The organism is Rhodanobacter sp. OR87, from assembly GCF_000473345.1.
Taxonomy (GTDB): Bacteria; Pseudomonadota; Gammaproteobacteria; order Xanthomonadales; family Rhodanobacteraceae; genus Rhodanobacter; species Rhodanobacter denitrificans.
This window is the reverse complement of the sequence record NZ_AXBJ01000007.1, coordinates 1-20,276: the sequence shown is the minus strand read 5'-3', so window position 1 is coordinate 20,276 and position 20,276 is coordinate 1. Positions and strand designations below refer to the sequence as shown.

General features: G+C 70.7%; 20 protein-coding genes. 14 read left to right on the top strand and 6 right to left on the bottom strand.

Annotated features, from left to right (window positions below; all coding sequences use genetic code 11):
• Positions 1 to 85 precede the first annotated feature (85 nt).
• The gene (locus RHOOR87_RS0108240; protein ID WP_007513298.1) at positions 86 to 820 is read right to left on the bottom strand and encodes a YggS family pyridoxal phosphate-dependent enzyme; all 735 of its coding nucleotides are present in this window, start codon (positions 818 to 820) and stop codon (positions 86 to 88) included.
• A gap of 111 nt (positions 821 to 931) precedes the next feature.
• Entirely contained in the window at positions 932 to 2,347 is a 1,416-nt protein-coding gene (locus RHOOR87_RS0108235; protein ID WP_007513300.1) for a M20 family metallopeptidase, read from the bottom strand.
• A gap of 207 nt (positions 2,348 to 2,554) precedes the next feature.
• On the opposite strand from RHOOR87_RS0108235, the gene RHOOR87_RS0108230 reads away from it, so the two are divergent.
• From RHOOR87_RS0108230 to RHOOR87_RS0108220, 3 genes are all read left to right on the top strand, one after another.
• Complete coding sequence (locus RHOOR87_RS0108230; RefSeq protein WP_027484758.1) at positions 2,555 to 2,923, top strand: helix-hairpin-helix domain-containing protein; 369 nt, start codon at positions 2,555 to 2,557, stop codon at positions 2,921 to 2,923.
• 104 nt (positions 2,924 to 3,027) lie between these two features.
• Entirely contained in the window at positions 3,028 to 3,501 is a 474-nt protein-coding gene (locus tag RHOOR87_RS0108225; RefSeq protein WP_007513303.1) for an SET domain-containing protein, read from the top strand.
• Between the two features lie 5 nt (positions 3,502 to 3,506).
• Positions 3,507 to 4,046: a GNAT family N-acetyltransferase gene (locus RHOOR87_RS0108220; RefSeq protein ID WP_007513306.1), complete on the top strand. Its 540-nt coding sequence runs from the start codon at positions 3,507 to 3,509 to the stop codon at positions 4,044 to 4,046.
• A gap of 45 nt (positions 4,047 to 4,091) precedes the next feature.
• Here the strand turns inward: RHOOR87_RS0108220 and RHOOR87_RS0108215 are convergent, their stop codons facing one another.
• From RHOOR87_RS0108215 to RHOOR87_RS0108205, 3 genes are all read right to left on the bottom strand, one after another.
• A complete protein-coding gene (locus RHOOR87_RS0108215; RefSeq protein WP_027484757.1) occupies positions 4,092 to 5,009 on the bottom strand; it encodes a hypothetical protein in 918 nt (305 codons plus the stop codon).
• The gene (locus tag RHOOR87_RS0108210; protein WP_043795440.1) at positions 5,009 to 7,231 is read right to left on the bottom strand and encodes a M1 family metallopeptidase; all 2,223 of its coding nucleotides are present in this window, start codon (positions 7,229 to 7,231) and stop codon (positions 5,009 to 5,011) included. Before RHOOR87_RS0108210 ends, RHOOR87_RS0108215 begins: the two co-directional genes overlap by 1 nt.
• An 81-nt stretch (positions 7,232 to 7,312) precedes the next feature.
• Positions 7,313 to 8,995: a sulfite reductase flavoprotein subunit alpha gene (locus RHOOR87_RS0108205; protein ID WP_027484755.1), complete on the bottom strand. Its 1,683-nt coding sequence runs from the start codon at positions 8,993 to 8,995 to the stop codon at positions 7,313 to 7,315.
• A 271-nt stretch (positions 8,996 to 9,266) separates the two neighbouring features.
• On the opposite strand from RHOOR87_RS0108205, the gene RHOOR87_RS0108200 reads away from it, so the two are divergent.
• The 11 genes from RHOOR87_RS0108200 (at position 9,267) to RHOOR87_RS19100 (ending at position 20,022) form a co-directional block, all read left to right on the top strand.
• Entirely contained in the window at positions 9,267 to 9,956 is a 690-nt protein-coding gene (locus tag RHOOR87_RS0108200; RefSeq protein ID WP_007513313.1) for a response regulator, read from the top strand.
• Complete coding sequence (locus RHOOR87_RS0108195; protein ID WP_051357948.1) at positions 9,953 to 11,368, top strand: sensor histidine kinase; 1,416 nt, start codon at positions 9,953 to 9,955, stop codon at positions 11,366 to 11,368. Before RHOOR87_RS0108200 ends, RHOOR87_RS0108195 begins: the two co-directional genes overlap by 4 nt.
• Before the next feature lie 161 nt (positions 11,369 to 11,529).
• The gene (locus RHOOR87_RS0108190) at positions 11,530 to 12,984 is read left to right on the top strand and encodes a TolC family protein (RefSeq protein ID WP_027484753.1); all 1,455 of its coding nucleotides are present in this window, start codon (positions 11,530 to 11,532) and stop codon (positions 12,982 to 12,984) included.
• Between the two features lie 136 nt (positions 12,985 to 13,120).
• Entirely contained in the window at positions 13,121 to 14,251 is a 1,131-nt protein-coding gene (locus tag RHOOR87_RS0108185; protein ID WP_027484752.1) for an ABC transporter permease, read from the top strand.
• A 5-nt stretch (positions 14,252 to 14,256) separates the two neighbouring features.
• Positions 14,257 to 15,009: an ABC transporter ATP-binding protein gene (locus tag RHOOR87_RS0108180; protein WP_027484751.1), complete on the top strand. Its 753-nt coding sequence runs from the start codon at positions 14,257 to 14,259 to the stop codon at positions 15,007 to 15,009.
• The gene (locus RHOOR87_RS0108175; protein ID WP_027484750.1) at positions 15,006 to 15,977 is read left to right on the top strand and encodes an HlyD family efflux transporter periplasmic adaptor subunit; all 972 of its coding nucleotides are present in this window, start codon (positions 15,006 to 15,008) and stop codon (positions 15,975 to 15,977) included. The genes RHOOR87_RS0108180 and RHOOR87_RS0108175 overlap by 4 nt, the downstream gene beginning before the upstream one ends.
• Positions 15,978 to 16,044: 67 nt before the next feature.
• The gene (locus RHOOR87_RS0108170; RefSeq protein WP_007513325.1) at positions 16,045 to 16,881 is read left to right on the top strand and encodes an alpha/beta fold hydrolase; all 837 of its coding nucleotides are present in this window, start codon (positions 16,045 to 16,047) and stop codon (positions 16,879 to 16,881) included.
• Positions 16,881 to 17,261 carry an EamA family transporter gene (locus RHOOR87_RS0108165; RefSeq protein WP_007513327.1) on the top strand — a complete coding sequence of 127 codons (381 nt, stop codon included), beginning with the start codon at positions 16,881 to 16,883 and terminating at the stop codon, positions 17,259 to 17,261. Before RHOOR87_RS0108170 ends, RHOOR87_RS0108165 begins: the two co-directional genes overlap by 1 nt.
• Complete coding sequence (locus RHOOR87_RS0108160) at positions 17,258 to 17,665, top strand: EamA family transporter (protein ID WP_007513328.1); 408 nt, start codon at positions 17,258 to 17,260, stop codon at positions 17,663 to 17,665. The genes RHOOR87_RS0108165 and RHOOR87_RS0108160 overlap by 4 nt, the downstream gene beginning before the upstream one ends.
• A 22-nt stretch (positions 17,666 to 17,687) precedes the next feature.
• Complete coding sequence (locus tag RHOOR87_RS0108155; RefSeq protein ID WP_027484748.1) at positions 17,688 to 18,893, top strand: DegT/DnrJ/EryC1/StrS family aminotransferase; 1,206 nt, start codon at positions 17,688 to 17,690, stop codon at positions 18,891 to 18,893.
• 136 nt (positions 18,894 to 19,029) lie between these two features.
• The gene (locus RHOOR87_RS19100; RefSeq protein WP_231381746.1) at positions 19,030 to 20,022 is read left to right on the top strand and encodes a glycosyltransferase family 39 protein; all 993 of its coding nucleotides are present in this window, start codon (positions 19,030 to 19,032) and stop codon (positions 20,020 to 20,022) included.
• A gap of 13 nt (positions 20,023 to 20,035) precedes the next feature.
• On the opposite strand, the gene RHOOR87_RS0108145 is transcribed toward RHOOR87_RS19100, so the two are convergent.
• Positions 20,036 to 20,276 (bottom strand): transposase domain-containing protein (locus RHOOR87_RS0108145; RefSeq protein WP_027484747.1); only part of this gene is annotated, 241 nt, incomplete at its 5' end.

Here is a 20,276-nt window from a genome sequence, read left to right as displayed (position 1 = left end):
GTTGGATCGAGGTTAACTGAACCCTGTCGTTTCAAAAAACGGCGACACCGCGCACATTCCGTCCAAGCCATTGATTCATCTTGAATTATGGCTTCGCTGTCGGTTCCGGCCAGTAATACGCGTCCGGATACGGCCGGCTGCCGAAGATCGCCGTACCGATCCGCACCTCGGTCGCCCCTTCCGCGATCGCGAGCGGAAAGTCGCCGCTCATGCCCATGGAAAGCCGCGGGATGTCATGGCCTTGCGCGATGGCCCGGTCGCGCAGTTCGCGCAGCCGGCGGAAGCAGCCGCGCACTTCGACCGGGTCGGTGGAGTGGATCGCCAGGGTCATCAGGCCGCGCACGCGCAAGGTGGCGTAGCCGCGCAGGGTGTCCAGGAAGCTGGCCAGCTGTTCAGGCAGCAGTCCGTATTTGCTGGGCTCGGTGGAGGTCTTCACCTGCACCAGCACGTCGATCGCGCGACCCTCGTGCTGCAGGCGGCGATCCAGCGCCTCGGCCAGTTCCAGCCGGTCCAGCGACTGCACCTCGCTGACCAGCCGCGCCACGTCCTTCGCCTTGTTGGTCTGCAGGTGGCCGATCATCACCCAGGCGATGCCGCAGTCGGCCAACAGCGGTGCCTTGTCGCGGATCTCCTGCACCTTGTTCTCGCCGAAGCGGCGCATACCCAGCGCCACACCCTCGCGGATCAGCTCCGGGCCGAAGGTCTTGCTGACCGGCAGGATGGCTACCCCGGCCGGGTCGCGGCCGGCGGCACGGCAGGCCTCGTCCACCCGGCGGCGGATGTCGGACCAGTTGGCGGCGAGGTGGGAGGGGGTGGTCATCTTGCGGACTCCGCGCGGAAAACAAGGAGTGAGAAACGAGGAGTGAGGAGTGAGAGGAGCGGAGGCATGCGATGCGGCTATCTCTCACTCTTCACTACTCACTCCTCGCCCTCAGCCTTGCTTGAAGTGCTTCGCCACCACTTCGGCCACCACCATGCTGACCTTCTTGCCGGTGGGGATGTGCAGGAACTCGTTCGGGCCGTGCGCGTTGGAATGCGGGCCGAGCACGCCGGTGATCAGGAACTGCGCCTTGGGGAATTTCTCGCCCAGCATGCCCATGAACGGAATGCTGCCGCCCTCGCCCATGCAGGCGACCGGTGCGCCGAAATAGTTCTGCGAAGCGTCGGCCACCGCCCGCTCCAGCCACGGCGACAGCGCCGGCGCGTTCCAGCCCGAGCCGTCCTTCTCCAGCGTGAAGCTGACCTTGGCGCCATACGGCGGGTCCTTCTCCAGCAATTGCTTGACGAACTCGCCGGCCTTGGCGCCGTTCAGCGTGGGCGGCACGCGCAGGCTCAGCTTCACCGCGGTGAACGGGCGCAGCACGTTGCCGGCGCTTTCCAGCGGCGGGATGCCGCCGATGCCGGTGACCGCCAGCTGCGGGCGCCAGGTGCGGTTGAGCACCAGCTCGGCCAGGTCTTTCGTGACCGGCTGCATGCCCTCGGCCCAGGGGAACTTGCTGTAGATGTCCTCGCCCAGCACCTCGGCCGAGAGCTTCGCCTGCTCGATGCGCTGCGGCGGGATCTCGACGTACAGCTCCTTCGGCTTGATCGTGCCGGTTTCCGGATCCTCCAGCCGCGACAGCAGCTCGCGCAGGATGCGGAAGCTCGACGGCACCACGCCGGACGCGTCGCCCGAATGCACGCCCTCTTCCAGCACCTGCACGCTGAGGTTGCCGCCGGTCATGCCGCGCAAGGACGTGGTCAGCCACAGCTGGTCGTAGTTGCCGCAGCCCGAATCCAGGCACACCACCAGCGACGGGCTGCCGATGCGCGCGGCCAGGTGGTCGACATAGAACGGCAGGTCGTAGCTGCCTGATTCCTCGCAAGCCTCGATCATCACCACGCAGCGCGCATGCGGGACGCCCTGCTCATGCAGCGCCAGCAAGGCCGCCAGCGAGCCGAAGATCGCATAACCGTCGTCGGCGCCGCCGCGGCCGTACAGCTTGTCGCCCTTGAGCACCGGCGTCCACGGGCCCAGGCCGTCGGCCCAGCCGGTCATCTCCGGCTGCTTGTCCAGGTGGCCGTACAGCATGACGGTGTCGTCGCCCTGGCCCGGTACCTCGATATAGATGAGCGGCGTGCGCCCTTCCAGCCGCACCACTTCCAGCGTGGCGCCGGGCAGTTGGCTCAGCTTGGAACGCGCCCAGGTTTCCATCAGCCTGACCGCCGCATCCATGTAGCCGTGCGCCACCCAGTCCTTGTCGAACATCGGCGACTTGTTGGGAATACGGATGTATTCGACCAGCTGCGGCACGATCTCGTCGTCCCACAGGCCGCTGACGTAGCGGGAAAGGCGGGCGGTATCCATGGCTCACTCCATCAGGCGGACAAGAGCGGCATTGTAACAGCGCGCTTCCGGTGCACCGACACACGAGCGGAAGCTGCCCACAGGCGAAAGCTCCCACCGCGTACGCCTGGCCCTTGGCGCCTCCCACTGCGCGTCCCGGCGCCGCGGCGCCATAGTGCGCCGGCGGCCCCGGGACGCCGCCACCACCATCGCCCAAGGAGAAAAGCCATGTTCAACAAACTCGTCGCTGCCACCCTCGCGCTCGCCCTCGCCCTGCCCGGGCTACTGCTGGCCGCCACGCCGGTCAACATCAACCAGGCCGACGCGGCCGCCATCGCCAAGTCGCTGGACGGCATCGGCCAGGCCAAGGCCGAGGCCATCGTGGCCTGGCGCGAAGCCCACGGCCCGTTCAAGAAGGCCGACGACCTCAAGCACGTCAAGGGCATCGGCAAGGCCACCATCGAGCGCAACCGCGCCGCCATCCTGCTCGCCGACGATGGCTCCGCCGCCGCGGCCACCGCCGGAGCGGACGCCCCCGCCAAGAAAGCGCAGCGGAGCAAGAAGGCCGCCATGGCCGAGACCGCCGCCGAGGAGTAGGCCACGGCCCAAGGTTCCCGCCGGCCGGGAGCCGGGCGGCGCGACCCACGGCAGGCCGCGCCGCTTGCGCTACACTCGCGCGCCCAATCCGTCGCCGTGCCGCCATGATCCTGCCGCGTTACCACATCGCCGCCTCTGCCATCCACGGTGCGGGCAACGGCCTGTTCCTCGACGAAGCCGTGGCGGCGGGGCGCATCATCACCGCGCCGGATGGCATCGAGCAGACCTTCCGCTACGCCGACATCATGGCCTCACCTGAGCTCCGCGCGCAGTTCCACGCCAGCGCACGCTGGTTCGAGGATCACTACACGCTGTCGCCGGACTGGCCGGACGAGTGCTACATCAACCACAGCTTCACGCCGAACGGGCTGTGGCACCTGGGTTTCGTGTTCGCGCTGGCCGAACTGCCCGCCGGCAGCGAGATCACGGTGGACTACCGGCACCTGCTGCCGCCCGGCCAGGCCGAGGATTTTGTCGATTCGGTCACAGGTGAGACAATTACCGGGTTGACCTGGCAGGAGAGCCTCGCCGACAGCACCCGTGTACTGGCCGAACTGCTGGCTGCCGCCCACCGCTGAGCGTGATGTTCGATATCCCGACCCTTGAAACGGCGCGCCTGCGCCTCACCGCGCTCACCGAGCGCCATTTCGACGACTACGCCGCGATGCTGGCCGACCCGGACAGCACGCGCTGGATCGGCGACGGCGAGCCGCTGGACCGCACCAATGCCTGGCGCTCGCTGGCGATGCTGCTGGGCCATTGGCAACTGCGCGGCTTCGGCATGTGGGCGCTGGAGCTCAAGTCCACCGGCGAGTTCATCGGCCGCGCCGGCCTGATGTATCCCGACGGCTGGCCGGACCTGGAAATGGGCTGGATGCTCAAGCCCGAGCACCGCCACCACGGCTACGCCACCGAGGCGGGCAACGCCGTGCTCGATTTCGCCTGGAACCAGTTGCACGCCCCGCGCGTGATCAGCCTGGTGCGGATCGGCAACGAGGCCTCCGACCGGGTCGCCGAGCGGCTCGGCGGCGAACACATCGAGGACATGGACTTCTACGGCAGCCACAGCCACGTGTTCGCCTACTATCCGCCGCATCGCGAACATCGCCGCGCCTACGGCTGACCCAGCGCCCCGCCGGCAGGTGCCGGCAAGGCGGTGAAGAACGACCTACAGCGCCTGCGGCAAGCCGCCGCGCCGGGATGACGACAGCGAGCGCGCCACTTCGGCCAGGGCGAACACCCGGGCCACGCGCACCCAGCCCAGCACCAGCACCAGCAGTTGCGTCAGCAGCACCGCCAGCAGCAGGCCGGTCGTGCCGAGCACCGGGGTGTGCACGCGACCCACGCCGAGGGCCAGCGCCGCCGCATAACCGATCACACTGATCAGCACGTAGCTGAGCAGCGTGCTGAACGGGCGCCGCAGCAGCTGCATGAAGCCACGGCCGAAGGCGCGGGTGGCCGAACGCAGGTTGCCGTCCGCGATGAACGCGGCCCGCCCCGACTCCACCATGGCCTGCGCCAGCACGAACAGCACGCCAGCGACGAACAAGGCCAGGTGCGTCGCGCGGTCGGCCTGCGCTTGCAGCACCGCCTTGTCGCCGACTCCGTCGGCCATGTGCAACGCCACACCGATCAGCGCCGCCATCACCGCGTACGGCACGATCGACCACAGCATCAGGCGGAACATGCGGCCGTACTCGACGATGCCGCACTGGAGCAGGTGGCCGAAACCCAGCACGCGGCTGGCGCGTCCACCGCCGACCAACATGCCGTTGAGGAACGGCGTCAGCAACAGGGTCAGCAGCAGGCCGAGGATCGCCACGCCGCTGAGCCAGCCGGTATCGTCGCGCAGTGCCGACAGGGTGTCGCCGAACATCACCGGACTGAACTGCGCAGCCCATGCCGGCGCCTGCACGGAGTGGTCGAGCAGCCCGCTCAGGCTGCGCCATAGCGGCAGGCTGACCACCGCGGTCGGCAGCAGCAGCAACAGCGTCCACAGCAGCAGCAGGCGCCACTGCATGGCGGCCAGCGGCGCGCGTGCCACGGCACCGAGATCCACCCGCCGGGAAGCGTGTCTGTTCATCATCACAGTGACCCCATCAAGGCGTAGAAGACCTGCAACAGCGACGCGGCGTCCGCGCTCCAGCGGCGCGAGGCGCTGCCGTCGGCCTTGGCCGTCCGGCTGTCGTTGAGCTTGTTCGCATCCAGGTAGATCTTCTGCTCGGGATCGAGCGTGGCTGCGACCACCTTGGACGGCCGGGTGAAATCGAAGCGGGCCCAGCGGCGGCCGTCGTTCCAGTGCACGTCCTCGCTGCTGCCGTCGGCGAACTTCACCCGCAGCAGCTGCGGCACCGGCACGCCGTCACGGCGCACGGTGACGGTGCTGTGCCACGGGAACGGCCCGCTGCCCGGCTTCGCGTTCGGATGGGCCTTGTTCCAGGCCTTGCGCTGTTCGTCGACCTGCTTGTCGAGGGCATCGTCGTCGAGCTCGCTGCGCTTGCCGTCCTTCAGCGTGCTGCCGGCCAACGGCAGCACTTCGGTGGCGTCGATGCTGGCGACCCGGTCGTCGATCTGCGCGGTGCCGTAGACGTACTGGTCGAAGATTTCGTTGACCGCCTGCGGGTTGCCGGAGACCTCGGCCAGGGTGGCGCGCAGGTCGGCCGTCGACGGATGGCGGAAACGCCAGCGCCGGTAGTACGCGTGCATCGCGCGCTCCAGCACCGGCGTGCCCAGGCGCTCCTCCAGGTCGTGCATGGCAGTGGCGGTGCGCGAATACACCGTGCCGTAGCTGCTGCTGGACAGTCGATCCCATGCATTCGCGCCCAGCGGATCGGGCGGCTGATGCAGGCCGGCGCTGAGCCGCTCCGCTTCAAAGCCGGTCATCGCCGGCGTGATGCCGAGGCGCTTCATCCAGCCCGATGCCAGCACGATCTTCTCGCCGCTGGCGCGCGTCATGCGACCGTCCCAGTACTCGTTCATGCCCTCGTCGAGCATTGGCTCCTCGAATTCGTTGGAAGCGAGCAGGCCGTAGAAGTAGCCGTGGCCGAACTCGTGGATGGTGACGAAATCGATCGCGTACTGCGTGAGCGTGCCCGGCTCGACCTTGGCGAAGCCATCGGCGGTGAAGAAGGTCGGATACTCCATGCCGCCCGCCTCCGACGCGTTGTACGGCGGCACCACCGCCGTCACCGTCTGGTACGGGTAGGCGCCCAGCGAGTTCGAAAAGTACGTCAGCGAATCGGTGGTGGCCTTGAGCACCGGCCCGGCGCTGGCCGCGTATTCGGCGGGGTAGATCACCCGCACGTCGACCTTCGGGCTGCCCGGCCCCTGCCAGCTGCCGTCCAGCGTCTTGTAGCCCTTGGCGGCGACCCAGGCGAAATCGTGCACGTCGCCCTGCACGAAGTGGTAGGTGCTCTTGCCGTTCGCCGTCTCCGGCGGCCCCTGCAGCTTGCCGACCGCGCCCACGGTGTAGTCGCCGGGCACGGTGAGGCGTACGTCGTACAGGCCGAAGTCGGCGTAGAACTCGCTGTTGAAATGGAACTCGTGCACGTTCCAGCGCGGCGCGGTGGCGCCGCGCTCGCCGGGCAGTTCCAGCACGCCGATCTTCGGGAACCACTGCGCCACCAGGTTGAAGTCGCCGAACCAGCCGGTGCGCTCGACCACCCGCGGCAGCTGGCTCAGAAAATCGATGTCCAGCGTCAGCGTGCCGCCGGCCGGCACCGGCTCGGCCAGCTCGACCTGCGCCACGGTCTGGTCAGTGGCCGGGCCGCCATCAGGCTGCACGAAGCGCCATTTCAGCGCGGCGTCGCCCTGCTTCACCTGCTTCAGCTCGATCCAGCCCCACTCGCCTTTCTTCAGCACCGCCGCGCCACGCGAACTGCCGTGCGCGGTGAGCACCTTGCGCTCGGCGAACCAGGTGCTGGCCTCGTTCTGGAACGCGTTGAGGTACAGGTGGAAGTAGACCTTGCTGACCGGACGGTCGCTGCGGTTGCGCCAGGTCATGTGCTGCTGGCCGCTTACCACATGTTTCCCCGCGTCAAGCGTGGCGTCGATGCGATAGCTCACCACACGGTCGGACAGGGTCGGCTCGTTGCCGCTGCGCTCGCCACCCCAGGCATCCGCAGCACTGGGCACGCTGACCGCGGCGGCGTCGGCGGCCGCAAAGGGAATGTCGGGTAGCGCTACGCTGGCCGCACTGGCCGGCGGCGTGGCCGATGCGGCCGGAGCGACCTGTTGCGCCGCCGCCAGCCAGGGCCAGAACACGACCACAGCGCACAGACGCCCCCACTTGCGTACGATTCGCCGCATCTTGCCACTCCCCTGAGCAATCCCCGCAGAGTGCACCCAAGCGGCCATGCCGGGCATAGGCCATAGGTCATGCCGCGGGGTTCAGTAGACGTCGCGCCGATAGCGACCCTGCGCCCGCAACTGTTCGACCCGCGCATCGCCCAGCACGTCGCGCAACACTGCATCGACACCAGGCGCCAGGCCATCGAGGCTGCCGCAGACATACACCGCCGCGCCGGCGTCGACCCAGCGCTGCAGCTCGTCGGCCGCTTCGCGCAGCCGCTGCTGCACGTGGATGCGCTCGGCCTGGTCGCGCGACCAGGCGAAATCGGCGCGCTCGATCCGGCCATCCGCCAGCCAGCGCTCGATCTCCTCGCGATAGAGGAAGTCGTGCGCCGCATGGCGCTCACCGAACAACAGCCAGTTGCGCCGGTGGCCGGCGGCGATGCGCGCCTTCAGCAACGAACGCAACGCGGCCAGCCCGGTGCCGTTGCCGATCAGGAGCAGCGGCCGCGCATTCGCCGGTGCGTGGAAATTGACGTTGCTGCGCACGCGCAGGGCAATCGCCGCGCCGACCGGCGCGTGCGCGGTCAGCCAGCCCGAACCGAGCCCGAGGTAGCCGCCGCGGCCGCGCATCTGGCGCACCAGCAGGTGGATCGCACCGTCGCCCGGCAGCGAGGCGATCGAGTACGCGCGGTGCGGCAGTCGTTGCAGCGTCGCCGCCACGGCTTCCTCGTCCAGCCCGTCGATCTGGTGAGCTTCGGGCAGCCGGCAGCGCGCCAGCAGTTCGGCCAGCGGCAGCCGCTCCCTGCCCGACGCCACCGGCACGCGGCCATCCAGTCCGCTGGCCGCCAGCCAGCTCGCCACCCGGTCCGGCGCGTGGCATGGCCCGATCTCGACCAGGTCGCCGGCCTGCCAGTCCGCACGCCCCTGCAGCGGCTGCAGTTCGAGATGGAAGCAGGGTTCGCCCACGCTGCCGGGGTTGAGCAGGCGCCGTTCGGCCAGCCGCCAGCGCTGGTACTTCGGCGCCTGCCAGTCCGGCAGGTCGCTGATGCCGGTGAGCATCGCCAGGCAGTGCTGCCAGTGACGCAGACTGGCCTCGTCCTCGCTGTCCACTTCCACGGGATCGAACAGCGCCTGCGCGTTGCTGGCCTCAAGCCAGCGCTGCAACTGGCGGCCGAAGCCGCAGAAGTTCTCGTAGTCGCTGTCGCCCAGCGCGAGCAGGCCGTAGCGCAAACCGCCCAGCTGCGCCGGTTGCCGCATGGCCAGACGGCTGAACGCCTGCGCCCTGTCCGGCGGCTCGCCGTCGCCGGTGGTGCTGACCACAAACAGCACGCGACCGGCGTGGCGTAGCTCCTCGAGCGTCAAGGTGTCGATGCCATGCAGCCGCACCGGCATGCCTGCGGCCTGCAGGCTCTGCAGGGTCTGCCGCGCGAGTTGTTCGGCGAAGCCGGTCTGGCTGGCGTAGACCACGTGAACGCCGACCGCAGCCTGCGAAGCGTCGACCGGCGCCGCGGCAACCACCGCGACCGGATCGCGAGCGGCGGCGGTATCGGCCACGGCCAGCGGCTTGCGCGGCGCCGGCGGGCGCCGCAGACGCCACCAGCCGAGCAGGCCCAGCCACGCCGCCAGCACCAGCGCCGCACCAAGCCAGCGTGCGGCGTCCGGATCGCGCGCATCGGTGTGCCACAGCAGCAGCGCCACCGGCAGCAGCGCCCACCCGGCCGGCAGGATCGCGTTGCCGAGCGCCGCGCGCCATGCCATCGCCGCGTCGTGCCTGCTCATCGCGGCCACGGCTGCCGCGCCCCCACGCGGCAGGTACCGCGCCGTGGTTCAAGCAAGTTGGCGGATGATGACGACTGACCCATGCTTGTCCATGATTCGCACACCCGTGCCACCCGGGGAACTGCGGCCGGCATGGATGGTCTCGATGAGCGCAGAATCCGGTGTCCCGGGTTGCACCGGCGATCATTAGACCGCAAACAAGAATCAATCTCAACAAACCCATCGAGCTTGGCGCCGAGCCATCTCCATGCATCCCGGGAGCACCCAGCGCATGCGCATTCTTCTGGCCGAGGACGACCCTTCCATCGCGGACGGCCTCTGTGCGGCGCTGCGCCATGGCGGCCATGCGGTAGACCATGCCGCGCGGGGCAACCTGGCCGACGTGGCACTGCGCGATCACGACTACGACCTGCTGGTGCTGGATCTGGGCCTGCCCGCGCTGGACGGCACCGAAGTGCTGCGCCGCCTGCGTCATCGCGGCACCGGCATGCCGGTGCTGGTGGTGACCGCCCGCGAGGGCCTGGCCGAACGCATCCGCGTGCTCGACCTGGGCGCCGACGACTACCTGGTGAAACCCTTTGCGCTGGCCGAGTTCGAAGCCCGCGTGCGGGCACTGCTGCGCCGGGCCAATAGCCAGGGCAAGCCGGAGCTGCAACTGGGCCGATTGCGGCTGGACCTACCGGGGCACCGCGCCTGGATTGGCCAAACGCCGCTGGAACTGACCGCACGCGAGTTCGGCCTGCTCGAGGCGCTGGCCACGCGGGTCGATCGCGTCACCAGTCGCGCCCAACTGGTCGCGGCATTGTGCAACTGGGACCAGGAGTTGACCGACAACGGCCTGGACATCGCGATCCACCGGCTGCGCCGCAAGCTGCAAGGCAGCGGCACCGGCGTGCGCACGATCCGCGGGCTGGGCTACCTGCTGGAAGAAACCGACGACAGCGGGAACAGCCAGGCATGAACCGGCCACGCATGCGTCCGCTGCGCCCCAGCCTGCGCCGGCGCCTGCTGCTGGCGCTGCTGGTCCCGGTCGGCGTGCTGCTGCTGCTGGATGCGCTGCTGACCTATGGCGTGGCACTCACCTACGCCAACCGGGTACACGACCGCGACCTCAGCAACGACGCCCTGACCCTGGCCACGATGCTCGGCAACGACCGGTTCGATGGCGAACTGACCCCGCAGGCGCGCTTCCTGCTCGAATACGATCCGGGCGGCCACAGCTACTTCACCGTGAGCAGTGCCCGGCATGGCCTGCTGGCCAGCAACGGGCAATTGCCGCAGCCCGCGCAGGTGCCGGCCATCGGCGCCCGCCCGACGCTGTACGACGCGCAGCTGGCGAAGCACGCCCTGCGCGCCGCCACGGTACACATCGCCATGCGCAGCGACCCCGGCGACAGCCTGGTCGTCACCGTCGCCGAAACCCTGCACGACCGGCACCAGCAGGCGCGCGAAATCCTGCTGCTGGCCAGCGTGACGCAGACGCTGCTGATCGCCGGCGTGCTTTCGCTGGTCTGGTTCGGCGTCGGCCGCGGCCTGCACGTGCTCGACCCGCTGACCGCCCGACTCGCCGCGCGCACCGACGAACTCACGCCGATCGACGGCTCCGACGTACCGCTGGAGATCCGGCCGCTGACGCAGACCATCGATGCGCTGTTCGGCCGCCTGCGCGGCATGCTGATCCTGCACGACCGCTTCATCGCCGATGCCGCGCACCAGTTGCGCACGCCGCTGACCGGCTTGAGCCTGCACGTCGAACATGCCATGGCCAACCCGCAGCCGGAGATAGTGGCCGACGCCCTGCTCCACATCCAGCGACTGGTACGGCGCGCCGCGCGCACGTCCGCGCAACTGCTGGCGCTGACGCGCGCGCAGGCACCGTCGCTGGAGACCGGGGAGCGCACCCTGCTCGACCTCGCCCGGTTCATCCCCGGAGCGGTGTCGGAACGGGTCCACGAGGCCATCCGGGCCGGCGTGGACCTGGGCTACGAAGGCGGCGGGCAGGCACTGTTCGTGCTCGGCGACGCCGCCAGCCTGCACGACCTGCTGGACAACCTGATCGACAACGCGGTGCGTTACGCCGGCCGCGGCAGCACCGTCACTGTCAGGCTGGCGGCACGCGCCGATGGCGGCGCCAGCCTCAGCGTCGAGGACAACGGCCCCGGCGTGCCCGCCGAGCTGCTGCCGCGACTGAGCGAGCGTTTCTTCCGCGCCGCCAGCAACAACGAGGAAGGCAGCGGGCTGGGACTGGCGATCGTCCAGCGCATCGCCGAGCGGCATCACGCCGACGTGGTCTACCGGCCCGGCGAGTCGCGCGGTCTGTGCGTGGAAGTGCGTTTCCCCGCCCCGCCGGCGATCCTCGACCGACCGGCATGAGAACGACCGGCGATGATCCGCTGCGCCCCGCGAGCCGGCCGCGCCGCTACGGCGGTCGTCAGGACGAAGAAAGATTTTTCGGCAACAATGGCGTGCGATGACCTCCCATCCACTCCTCCCTTGGTATCCCGTCCGATCATGACCCCGGGAAAGCGCACGCCGTGCCACGGCCACTGAGCAAGACAACCTCGAAGCACGGGTGGCTTACCTGCCTGCTCGGTGCCGTGGCCTGCGGGCTGGCCGGCTGCGCCGCGCCGCTGCCCCGGCTGGCGCCGCCGGTGCCTGCGCGCTGGCAGCATGCGGTCGCCGCGGATCCGGCGCGACCGACCGACCTGCATGGCTGGTGGCACGCCTTTGCCGACCCCGCGCTGGATGCGCTGGTGGATCGCGCGCTGGCCGGCAACCTCGACGTGGCGCAGGCGGTCGAGCGGCTGCGTGCCGTGCGCACCTTGCACGAACGCGCCCACGCCCGCTATCTGCCGGAGCTGCACGCGCGCACCCATGACGCGATCGATCCGGACGCCAGCGCCTCGTTCCTGATGGCCGGTTTCGATGCCAGCTGGGAACTGGGCCTGTTCGGTCGCGCCGAAGGCACCCGGCGCGAATCGCAGGGCGCCCTGGATGCCGGCGTGGCGGACCTGCACGCCGCGCGGGTCAGCCTGGTCGCCGAAGTGGTGCGCGAATGGATCGGCCTGCGCACCGCGCAGCAGCAGGAGCAGTTGCTGCAGCAGATCAGCCGGCAGCGCCGGCAGGCGTGGGAACTGCAGCAGACGCGGCAGCGCCTGCAGCTGGCGGCGCCCGGCGCGGTGGACCAGGCGCAGGCCGCCTGGGCGCAGGCCGAAGCCGCACTGGCGGCACCACGTCAGGCGATCGACGCCAGTGCACAGCGGCTGGCCGTCCTGCTCGGGCAGAACCACCCCGACCCGGCGTGGCTGCAGGCGGGCGCGCCGCCCGAGCTGGGCGCCTGGCGACTCGACGGCACCCCGGCCGAGCTGCTGCGCACGCGGCCCGAGATCGCCCGCGCCGAGGCGGACGTGCTGCGCACCGCCGGCGAACTGGCGTTGACCCACGCCGAGCTGTTTCCCAGCGTCGGCTTCGGCGCCTCGATGGTCTGGGCCACCGACATCAACAACAACCATCGCATTTCGACCACCCCGAACGGCATCGCCTCGCTGGGCCCGATGATCGACATCCCGCTGTTCGACTGGGGCATGCGGCTGGCCGCCACGCACGCCAAGGCGCACGAGCTGAGGGCCAGCGTGCTGGCCTACCGGCAGGCCGTGCTGCAGGGCGTGGCCGAGGTGGAAACCGCGCTGGGCAGCCTGCAGCAGCAACGCCAGCGCGAACAGCAGGACAGGCAGGCGTGGCAGGCGCTGCAGCGCGCCGACCAGGCCGTGCAGGTGCGCGCCCGGCTGCGCCTGGACGGCCCGCTCGATCGCGTCGAAAGCCGGGTCGCCGCCGACCAGGCCGCGCTCGAGCTGGCCGATGCGCGCGCCGCGCACGGCCTCGCCTACGTGGCGCTGTTCAAGGCGCTGGGCGGCGCACCGCTGCCCGCGCCGGATACCGAACAGGCCGCCTCGCCGGCGCCCGCCGACGCCCACGGAGCGCCGCGCTGATGGGAACCGCGAACAACGCCGTCACCCCGGCGAAAGCCGGGGTCCACTGCCGTCGGACCATTGAAGGCAAGAGACGCTGGATTCCTGCTTTCGCAGGAATGACGCGGAATGGGCTGGTTTTCCGAGGTTCCCGCTGATGGTGGCCCTGGCGCGCAAGACGCTGATCTACGAGTGGCGGCGCTTCCTGCCGGCGATGCTGGCGGTCGGTTTCGCCGGCCTGCTGCAGCTGCTGCAGATCGCGCTGGTGCTGGGCATCTTCGGCAGTACCAGCCTGTACATCACCGGCTCGTCGGCCGACGTGTGGGTGGGCTACCCCGGCACGCAGAGCGTGAGCCTGGGCCGCGCGATCGACCCCGACGTGGAGTCGCGCCTGCTGATGGACCCGGCGGTGCAGCAGGTCGAGCCGTACCTGTGGGTCGACGGCGACTGGCGCGGGCCGCGCGAGACCGGTGGCGTCTCGGTGTTCGTTTCCGGCATCGATCCGGCCGCCGACGGGCTGATGTTCTCCAAGGCACTTTCGCCGGCGCTGCGCGCGCGACTGGCCGAACCGGACGCGATCGTGATCGACCGCTCCGCGCAGGACCAGCTTGGCGTCGACGTCGGCCAGACCGCCACCATCAACGGCCAGCAGGTGCGCGTGGTCGGCATCAGCACGGGGCTGCGCGCACTCGGCGGGGTCAACGTGCTGTGCTCGCTGGACACCGCGCGCCGGCTGGACAACGACCCGACCGATGCCGGGCCGACCTACCTGGTGGCGAAACTGCGCGACCCGGCCCAGGCCGACGTGGTGGCGACGCGCCTGCGCGGCGACACCGCCTTCGGCCCGTACACGGCATGGAGCGCCGGCGACTTCGCCCGGCTCTCGGTGCGCTACTGGCTGTTCGATACCGGCGCCGGCGCCGGCGTGCTGTTCCTGGCCGGCATCGTGTTCCTGGTCGGTGCGGCGATCACCAGCCAGACCCTGATCGCCGCGGTCAACGGCTCGGTCCGCGAATACGCCACGCTCAACGCGCTCGGCGTGGGCGTGAGCGCGTTGCGCAAGGTGGTGCTGGAGCAGGCGTTCTGGGTCGGCGCACTGGGCCTGCTCGGCGCCAGCGTGCTCGGCATCGTGCTGATGCTGCTGGCCCGCAGCCAGGACGTGCCGGTGATCCTCAATGTTCCGGCGGCGCTGGCCTGCATCATCCTGGTGATGGGCCTGGCTGCCGTCTCCGGGCTGGCCGCGATGCGCAGCCTGCGCCGCGCCGACCCCGCGACCTTGCTGAGGTAGCCGCGATGCATCCCGCCCCTGTCGCCGAACCGCTGGGCACACCCGCGCTGCAGGCCGACAACGTCAGCAAGGCGTTCGTCTCCGGCCACCAGCGCACGCAGGTGCTGGACGGCTTGTCGCTGAGCATCGACGCCGGCGAACTGACGTTGATCTCCGGCCCGTCCGGCTGCGGCAAGAGCACCCTGCTGGCGATCCTCAGCGGCCTGCAGAAAGTCGACAGCGGCCGCGTGCGGGCGCTCGGCAGCGAGCTGGGCCAGCTCGACCTGCGCGCGCTGGAACGCTTCCGCCTGCAGCACACCGGCTTCGTGTTCCAGGGCTTCAACCTGTTTCCCGCGCTGTCCGCGTTCGAGCAGGTCGAGCTGCCGCTGAACCACATGGGCCTGTCGCGCGACGAGGCACGCCGGCGCGCGCAGCAGTCGCTGGAGGAAGTCGGCCTGGCGCACCGCATGCAGCTGCGTCCGTCCGAGCTGTCCGGCGGCGAGAAGCAGCGCGTGGCGATCGCCCGCGCGCTGGCCAAGCAGCCCGAGCTGCTGTTCGCCGACGAACCGACCAGCGCGCTGGACGCCGCCAACGGCCAGATCATCATCGACATCCTGCACCGGATCGCCCATACCCACGGCACCACCGTGCTGTGCGTCAGCCACGACCCGCGCCTGGTCGTCCACGCCGATCGCGTGCTGGCCATGGAAGACGGCCGTATCCTCAGCGACCGGCGCAATCGCGCCGCGGTCATCGACAGCAAGGAAAACCCCGCATGAAGCCGCCAGCCTTCCACCCGTCGCGGCGCACGCAAGCCGCGCGACTGCTCCGCCGCGGCGGCCTCGCGCTGGCCGTCGCGTGCCTGCTGCCGGCCTGTTCGCCCGCCGGCCAGGCGCCGACCGACAGCAGCGCCTCGCCCGCGGCCGCCTACGTCGCGGTGGCACGCGGCAAGGTCGACATCGAAGGCGGCCTGCTGAGCCTGGCGATGCCGCGCGAGGGCACGCTGGCCGCGGTGGCCGTGCATGAAGGCGACCACGTCAAACAGGGCCAGTTGCTGGCGGCGCTGGACACCGAGCCGGCGCGACTGGCAGTCGAAGCGGCGCAGGCGCAACGCGAACAGGCGCAGGCGCAGCTGAAGCTGCTCGGGATCAAGCTGGCCGCGGCGAAGCAACGCGCCCGGCGGCTGGCCGCCGCGGCCGACGCCGGTGCCGGCGACGGCCAGAGCGCCGACGACGCGAACGAGGCGGCGGCACAGGTCGACGCGGAGCAGCAGGCCGCCCGCGCGGCCCTGAGCGTCGCCGGCCAGAAACTGGACGAGGCCCGCTACGAGCTGAAACAGCGCAGCCTGCTCGCCCCGTTCGACGCCGACGTGGTGCGGGTGTCGGCCCAGCCCGGCGCCAGCGTGTCGCCCGCGTCCGGGCCGCTGTTCGTGCTGCTGCCGCAGAAACCGCGGATCGTCCGCGCCGAGCTCAACGACAGCTTCGCCGCGGCAGTGCGCCCGGGCATGCCGGCCGAGGTGGTCGCCGACAGCGGCGGCGCGCACGCGCGCTGGCGCGCGCACGTGCTGCGCATCGGCCAGGTCTACGGGCCGGCCACGCTGGAGAACGACCCGCAGGTGCGCGCCAACGCGCGCACGGTCGAATGCGTGCTGGCGTTCGACCAGCCCGACGCCGAGCCGACCCGGGATCTGCGCATCGGCCAGCGCGTGACGGTGCGCTTCGGCACCGCCAGCGCGCCGAAAGACTGAGGAAACCGCCCGCTGCGACCATGCCAGGCATGAAAATCGCCGTAATTCGTTCCAGCGAGGCAAGCGCGTGATCCAGCAGACCGACTTTTTCCTCGAGGGCGGGCGCAGCGGCGTGCTGCTGATCCATGGCCTCACCGGCACGCCGATGGAAATGAAGCTGCTGGGCAAGGGCCTGAACAACGCCGGCTTCACCGTGCACGGCATGCAGCTGGCCGGCCACTGCGGCAACGTCGAGGACCTGCTCGCCACCGGCTGGCGCGACTGGTATGCCAGCGTCGAGCGGGCGGCCGACGCGATGCTCGGCAAGGTCGACCAGTTGTTCGTCGGCGGCCTCTCGATGGGTGCGCTGCTGGCGCTGAAACTGGCCGCGGACCGGCCCGGGCGGATCGCCGGCGTGGGCGTCTACGGCGCCACCTTCCGCTACGACGGCTGGAGCATCCCGAAACTGGCACGGCTATCGTTCCTGCTGCCACTGCTGAAGAAACTGGGCATCGGCCGCGACCGCAGCTTCATGGAGCAGCCACCCTACGGCATCCGCGACGAGCGCCTGCGCGCGCAGGTCAGCGCGGCGATGCTCGGCGGCGACAGCGCCGCCGCCGGCCTGCCCGGCAATCCGTGGTACTCGCTGGCCGAAATGTACGGCCTGGCCGCCAGCGTGCGGCGTCAGCTGCCGCAGGTGACCGCGCCGTGCCTAGTCGCCCATGCCAGCGACGACGACGTCGCCAGCCCGAAGAACGCCGAGCTGGTGGTGCGCGGAGTCAGCGCACCGACCGAATTGCTGCTGCTCGAGGACAGCTACCACATGATCACCATCGACAAGCAGCGGCGCACCCTGATCGATCGCTCGGCGGCATTCTTCGACGGCATCGTCGCGTCGAACGGCACGCAGCGCGTCGCTGCCTGATGATGCCGGCGGAAGGCTCCATCTCCACCCTCGTGGCGGGCCTGTGGCTGCTCAACATCGTGCTCGACACCGGCGGCCAGCTGGCGTTCAAGGCCGCCGCCGGCGATGAAGCGGCCGGTGATGGCCTGGCGCGCTGGAAGCACATGGCATCACGGCCCTGGCTATGGCTGGGCGTGGCCAGCTACGTGATCGAGTTCCTGGTGTGGATCGCGTTCCTGTCGCTGATCCCGCTGTCCGAAGGCGTGCTGCTGGGCTCGATCAACATCGTGGCGATCATGGTCGCCGGACGCTTCCTGTTCGGCGAAAAGCTGACCCGGCTGCGGGTCACCGGCATCCTGCTGGTCACGCTGGGCGTGGCGATCGTGGGGCTGGGCACGTGAAGCGCTTCTACCTGCTCGGCTTCCTGCTGCTGATGGGCTTCGACACCCTCGCCCAGATCAGCTTCAAGTATGCCGGCAGCCAGGCGCTGCCGGTGCAGGCCAGCCTGGCGTGGCTGCTGCGCGTGTTCGGCCAGCCCTGGGTCTACGGCGCGGTGATCGGCTACATCGGCGCTTTCTTCACCTGGATGGCCCTGCTCAAGCGTGCGCCGATCGGCCCCGCCTTCGCCGCCTCGCACCTGGAAGTGGTGTCGGTGATGCTGCTGTCGATCTGGCTGTTCGACGAACAGCTCACCCTTGCCCGCGCGCTGGGTGCGCTGGCGATCATCGCCGGCATCGTCTGCCTGGGGCTGGCCGAGAGCCGCGAACACCCAGCGGAAGCCGATGCCGAGCCGGCGCGCGGCTAGGCGCCCGCGCTACGCTGCGCGCATGCTGCTCCGTCGCCGCCACGAATTGCCGCCCACCGCCGGCCTGCCGCTGCGCCTCGCCGACCTGCGCCCCGGGGCGCCGACGCTGGCCGACGACATCGCCGCGCTGCTGGGCACGCCGCCGCTGCAGCTGACCTGTTCCGGCACCGCGGCGCTGCTGCTGACGCTGGCCACGCTGCGCGAGCTGGCGCCGCGCCGCCGCCGCGTGGTGGTGCCGGCGTACACCTGCCCGCTGGTGGCGATCGCCGTGCGGCATGCCGGGTTGGAGCTGCAGCTGTGCGACCTGCGGCCCGGCCACTACGACATGGACCCGTCCGCGCTGCGCGCGGCCTGCGACGAGCGCACCCTGGCGATCGTGCCCACCCACCTGGCCGGCCGCGTCGCCGACGTGGACGACGCGCTCACCGTGGCGCGCCAGGTCGGCGCGTACGTGATCGAGGATGCCGCGCAGGCGCTGGGCGCACGCCGGGCCGACGGCACCAGCGTGGGGCTGGCCGGCGACGCGGGCTTCTTCAGCCTGGCCGCCGGCAAGGGCCTGTCGATCTACGAGGGCGGCCTGCTCGCTGCGCGCGACCCCGCGCTGCGCGAGCGGCTGGCCCGCGCCGCCGCGGGCGTGCCGCAACGGCCGGACTGGGAGTGGCGGCGCCGCCTCGAACTGCTCGGCTACGCCGCGCTGTACCGGCCGTGGGGCCTGCGCCTGGCCTACGGCGCGCCGCTGCGCCGCGCGCTGCGCCACGGCGACGAGATCGCCGCGGTGGGCGACGACTTCCCGCCGACGATCCCGCTGCACCGCGTCGGCCGCTGGCGGCAGGCGGTGGGCTCGCATGCCGCGCCGCGGCTGCCGGCGTTTCTCGCCCAGCTGTCCGCGCAGGCGCAACGTCGCCTGCCGCGGTTGCGCGAGATCCGCGGCATCGACGTGCTCGACGACCCCGCCGGCGCCTGCGGCACCTGGCCATTCTTCCTGCTGCTGCTGCCCGACCGCCGGCGCCGCGACGCCGCGCTAGCGCAGCTGTGGCCGGCCGGCTACGGCGCCAGCCGGCTGTTCATCCACGCCCTGCCCGACTACCCCTATCTCGCCGACGTGGTTCCCGCCGCGGACGTGCCGCACGCCCGCGACTTGGCCGCGCGCAGCCTCAGCCTCGGCAACAGCCCGTGGCTGACCGACGCGGACTTCGAGACGATCTGCGGCGTGCTCGGCAACGGCTGAGGCGGCGCCGCGGCTGCCGCCGGCATTTCACGCGGACGAAATCTTCCACCCGCAAGAATGGCGCCGCCTCGCCGCTCCGCCGATGCCCGCACGCAAGCGCCGGCGAGGATTCTCGCGCAGTTCCGGGGGGGGCGCCATGACGGCAGCACCGCACACGGGTTTCATCGGCCGGTTCCGCGAGGAGCCACGGCTGCAGGCGCTCGCGGCGCTGCTTCTGCTGCTGCCGCCGGTGTTCTTCCTGTTTCCGGTACCGATCGACGAGACGCGCTACCTCGCCGTGGCGTGGAACATGCGCCTCAGCGGCCAGTGGCTGGTGCCGTGGCTGGACGGCGCGCCGTACTCGGACAAGGCGCCGCTGCTGTTCTGGCTGATCAACCTGGTGTGGGCGGTAACCGGCGTGCATGCCTGGGCGGCGCGCCTGCTAGAGCTGCTGCTGGCGCTGGCCACGCTGCCGCTGCTCGCCTCGCTCGGCCGGCGGCTGGGTGCCGCACCCGCCGCCGTGCAGGCCTCGTTGTGGCTGTGGCTGGGCTGCGCCGCGTTCGCGGTGTACGCCGGCACGGTGATGTTCGACATGCTGCTCACGCTGTGCACGCTGGTGGCGTGGCGGGCCACGCCAGCGCTGACCGGCCGGCGCTGGCCGCTCGCGGTGGTGGCGATGGCGCTGGCGCTGGGTGCGGGGACGCTGGTCAAGGGGCCGGTCGCGCTGCTGGTGGGCGGCGTGCCGGCGCTGCTGGCACCGTGGTGGCGGCCGCAGACGCGGCCGCTGGCGACCTGGCTGCGGCTACTCGCCGCGCTGCTCGGCGCCGTGCTGCTGGCGCTGGCCTGGGCGCTGCCCGCGGCCAGGGCGAGCGGCACGCAGTACGCGGACGCGATCTTCCTGCGCCAGACGCTGGGCCGCGTGGTGCAGAGCTTCGCGCACGCCCGGCCGTGGTGGTGGTACCTGCCGATCCTGCCGGCGATGCTGCTGCCGTGGGTGGCGGCAATCGGGCGCGGCGAGGCTGCCGCAGCCGGTGGCAGCCGGATGCTGGACCGCTTCGTGGCGGCCGCGTTCGTGCCCGGCTTCGTGCTGTTCAGCCTGATCAGCGGCAAGCAGCCGCACTACCGTAAGCGTCCGCCCACCCCACCTTGAAGGATGTCACGGGCTATGCCAACGGCAACAGCGTGGTGATGTCGCGGTCTTTGGTGGTGGGCAGGCGGGTGAGGACGTCGGTGAGCCAGGCGTGGGGTTCGAGGCCGTTGGCTTTGGCGGTGGCGAGCAGGCTCATGAGGGCGGCGGCACGTTGGCCGGCGCTTTGGGAACCGGCGAACAGCCAGTTCTTGCGACCGATGGCGATCGGCCGGATGGCATTTTCGATGGGGTTGTTGTCGATCGGCCAGGCGCCG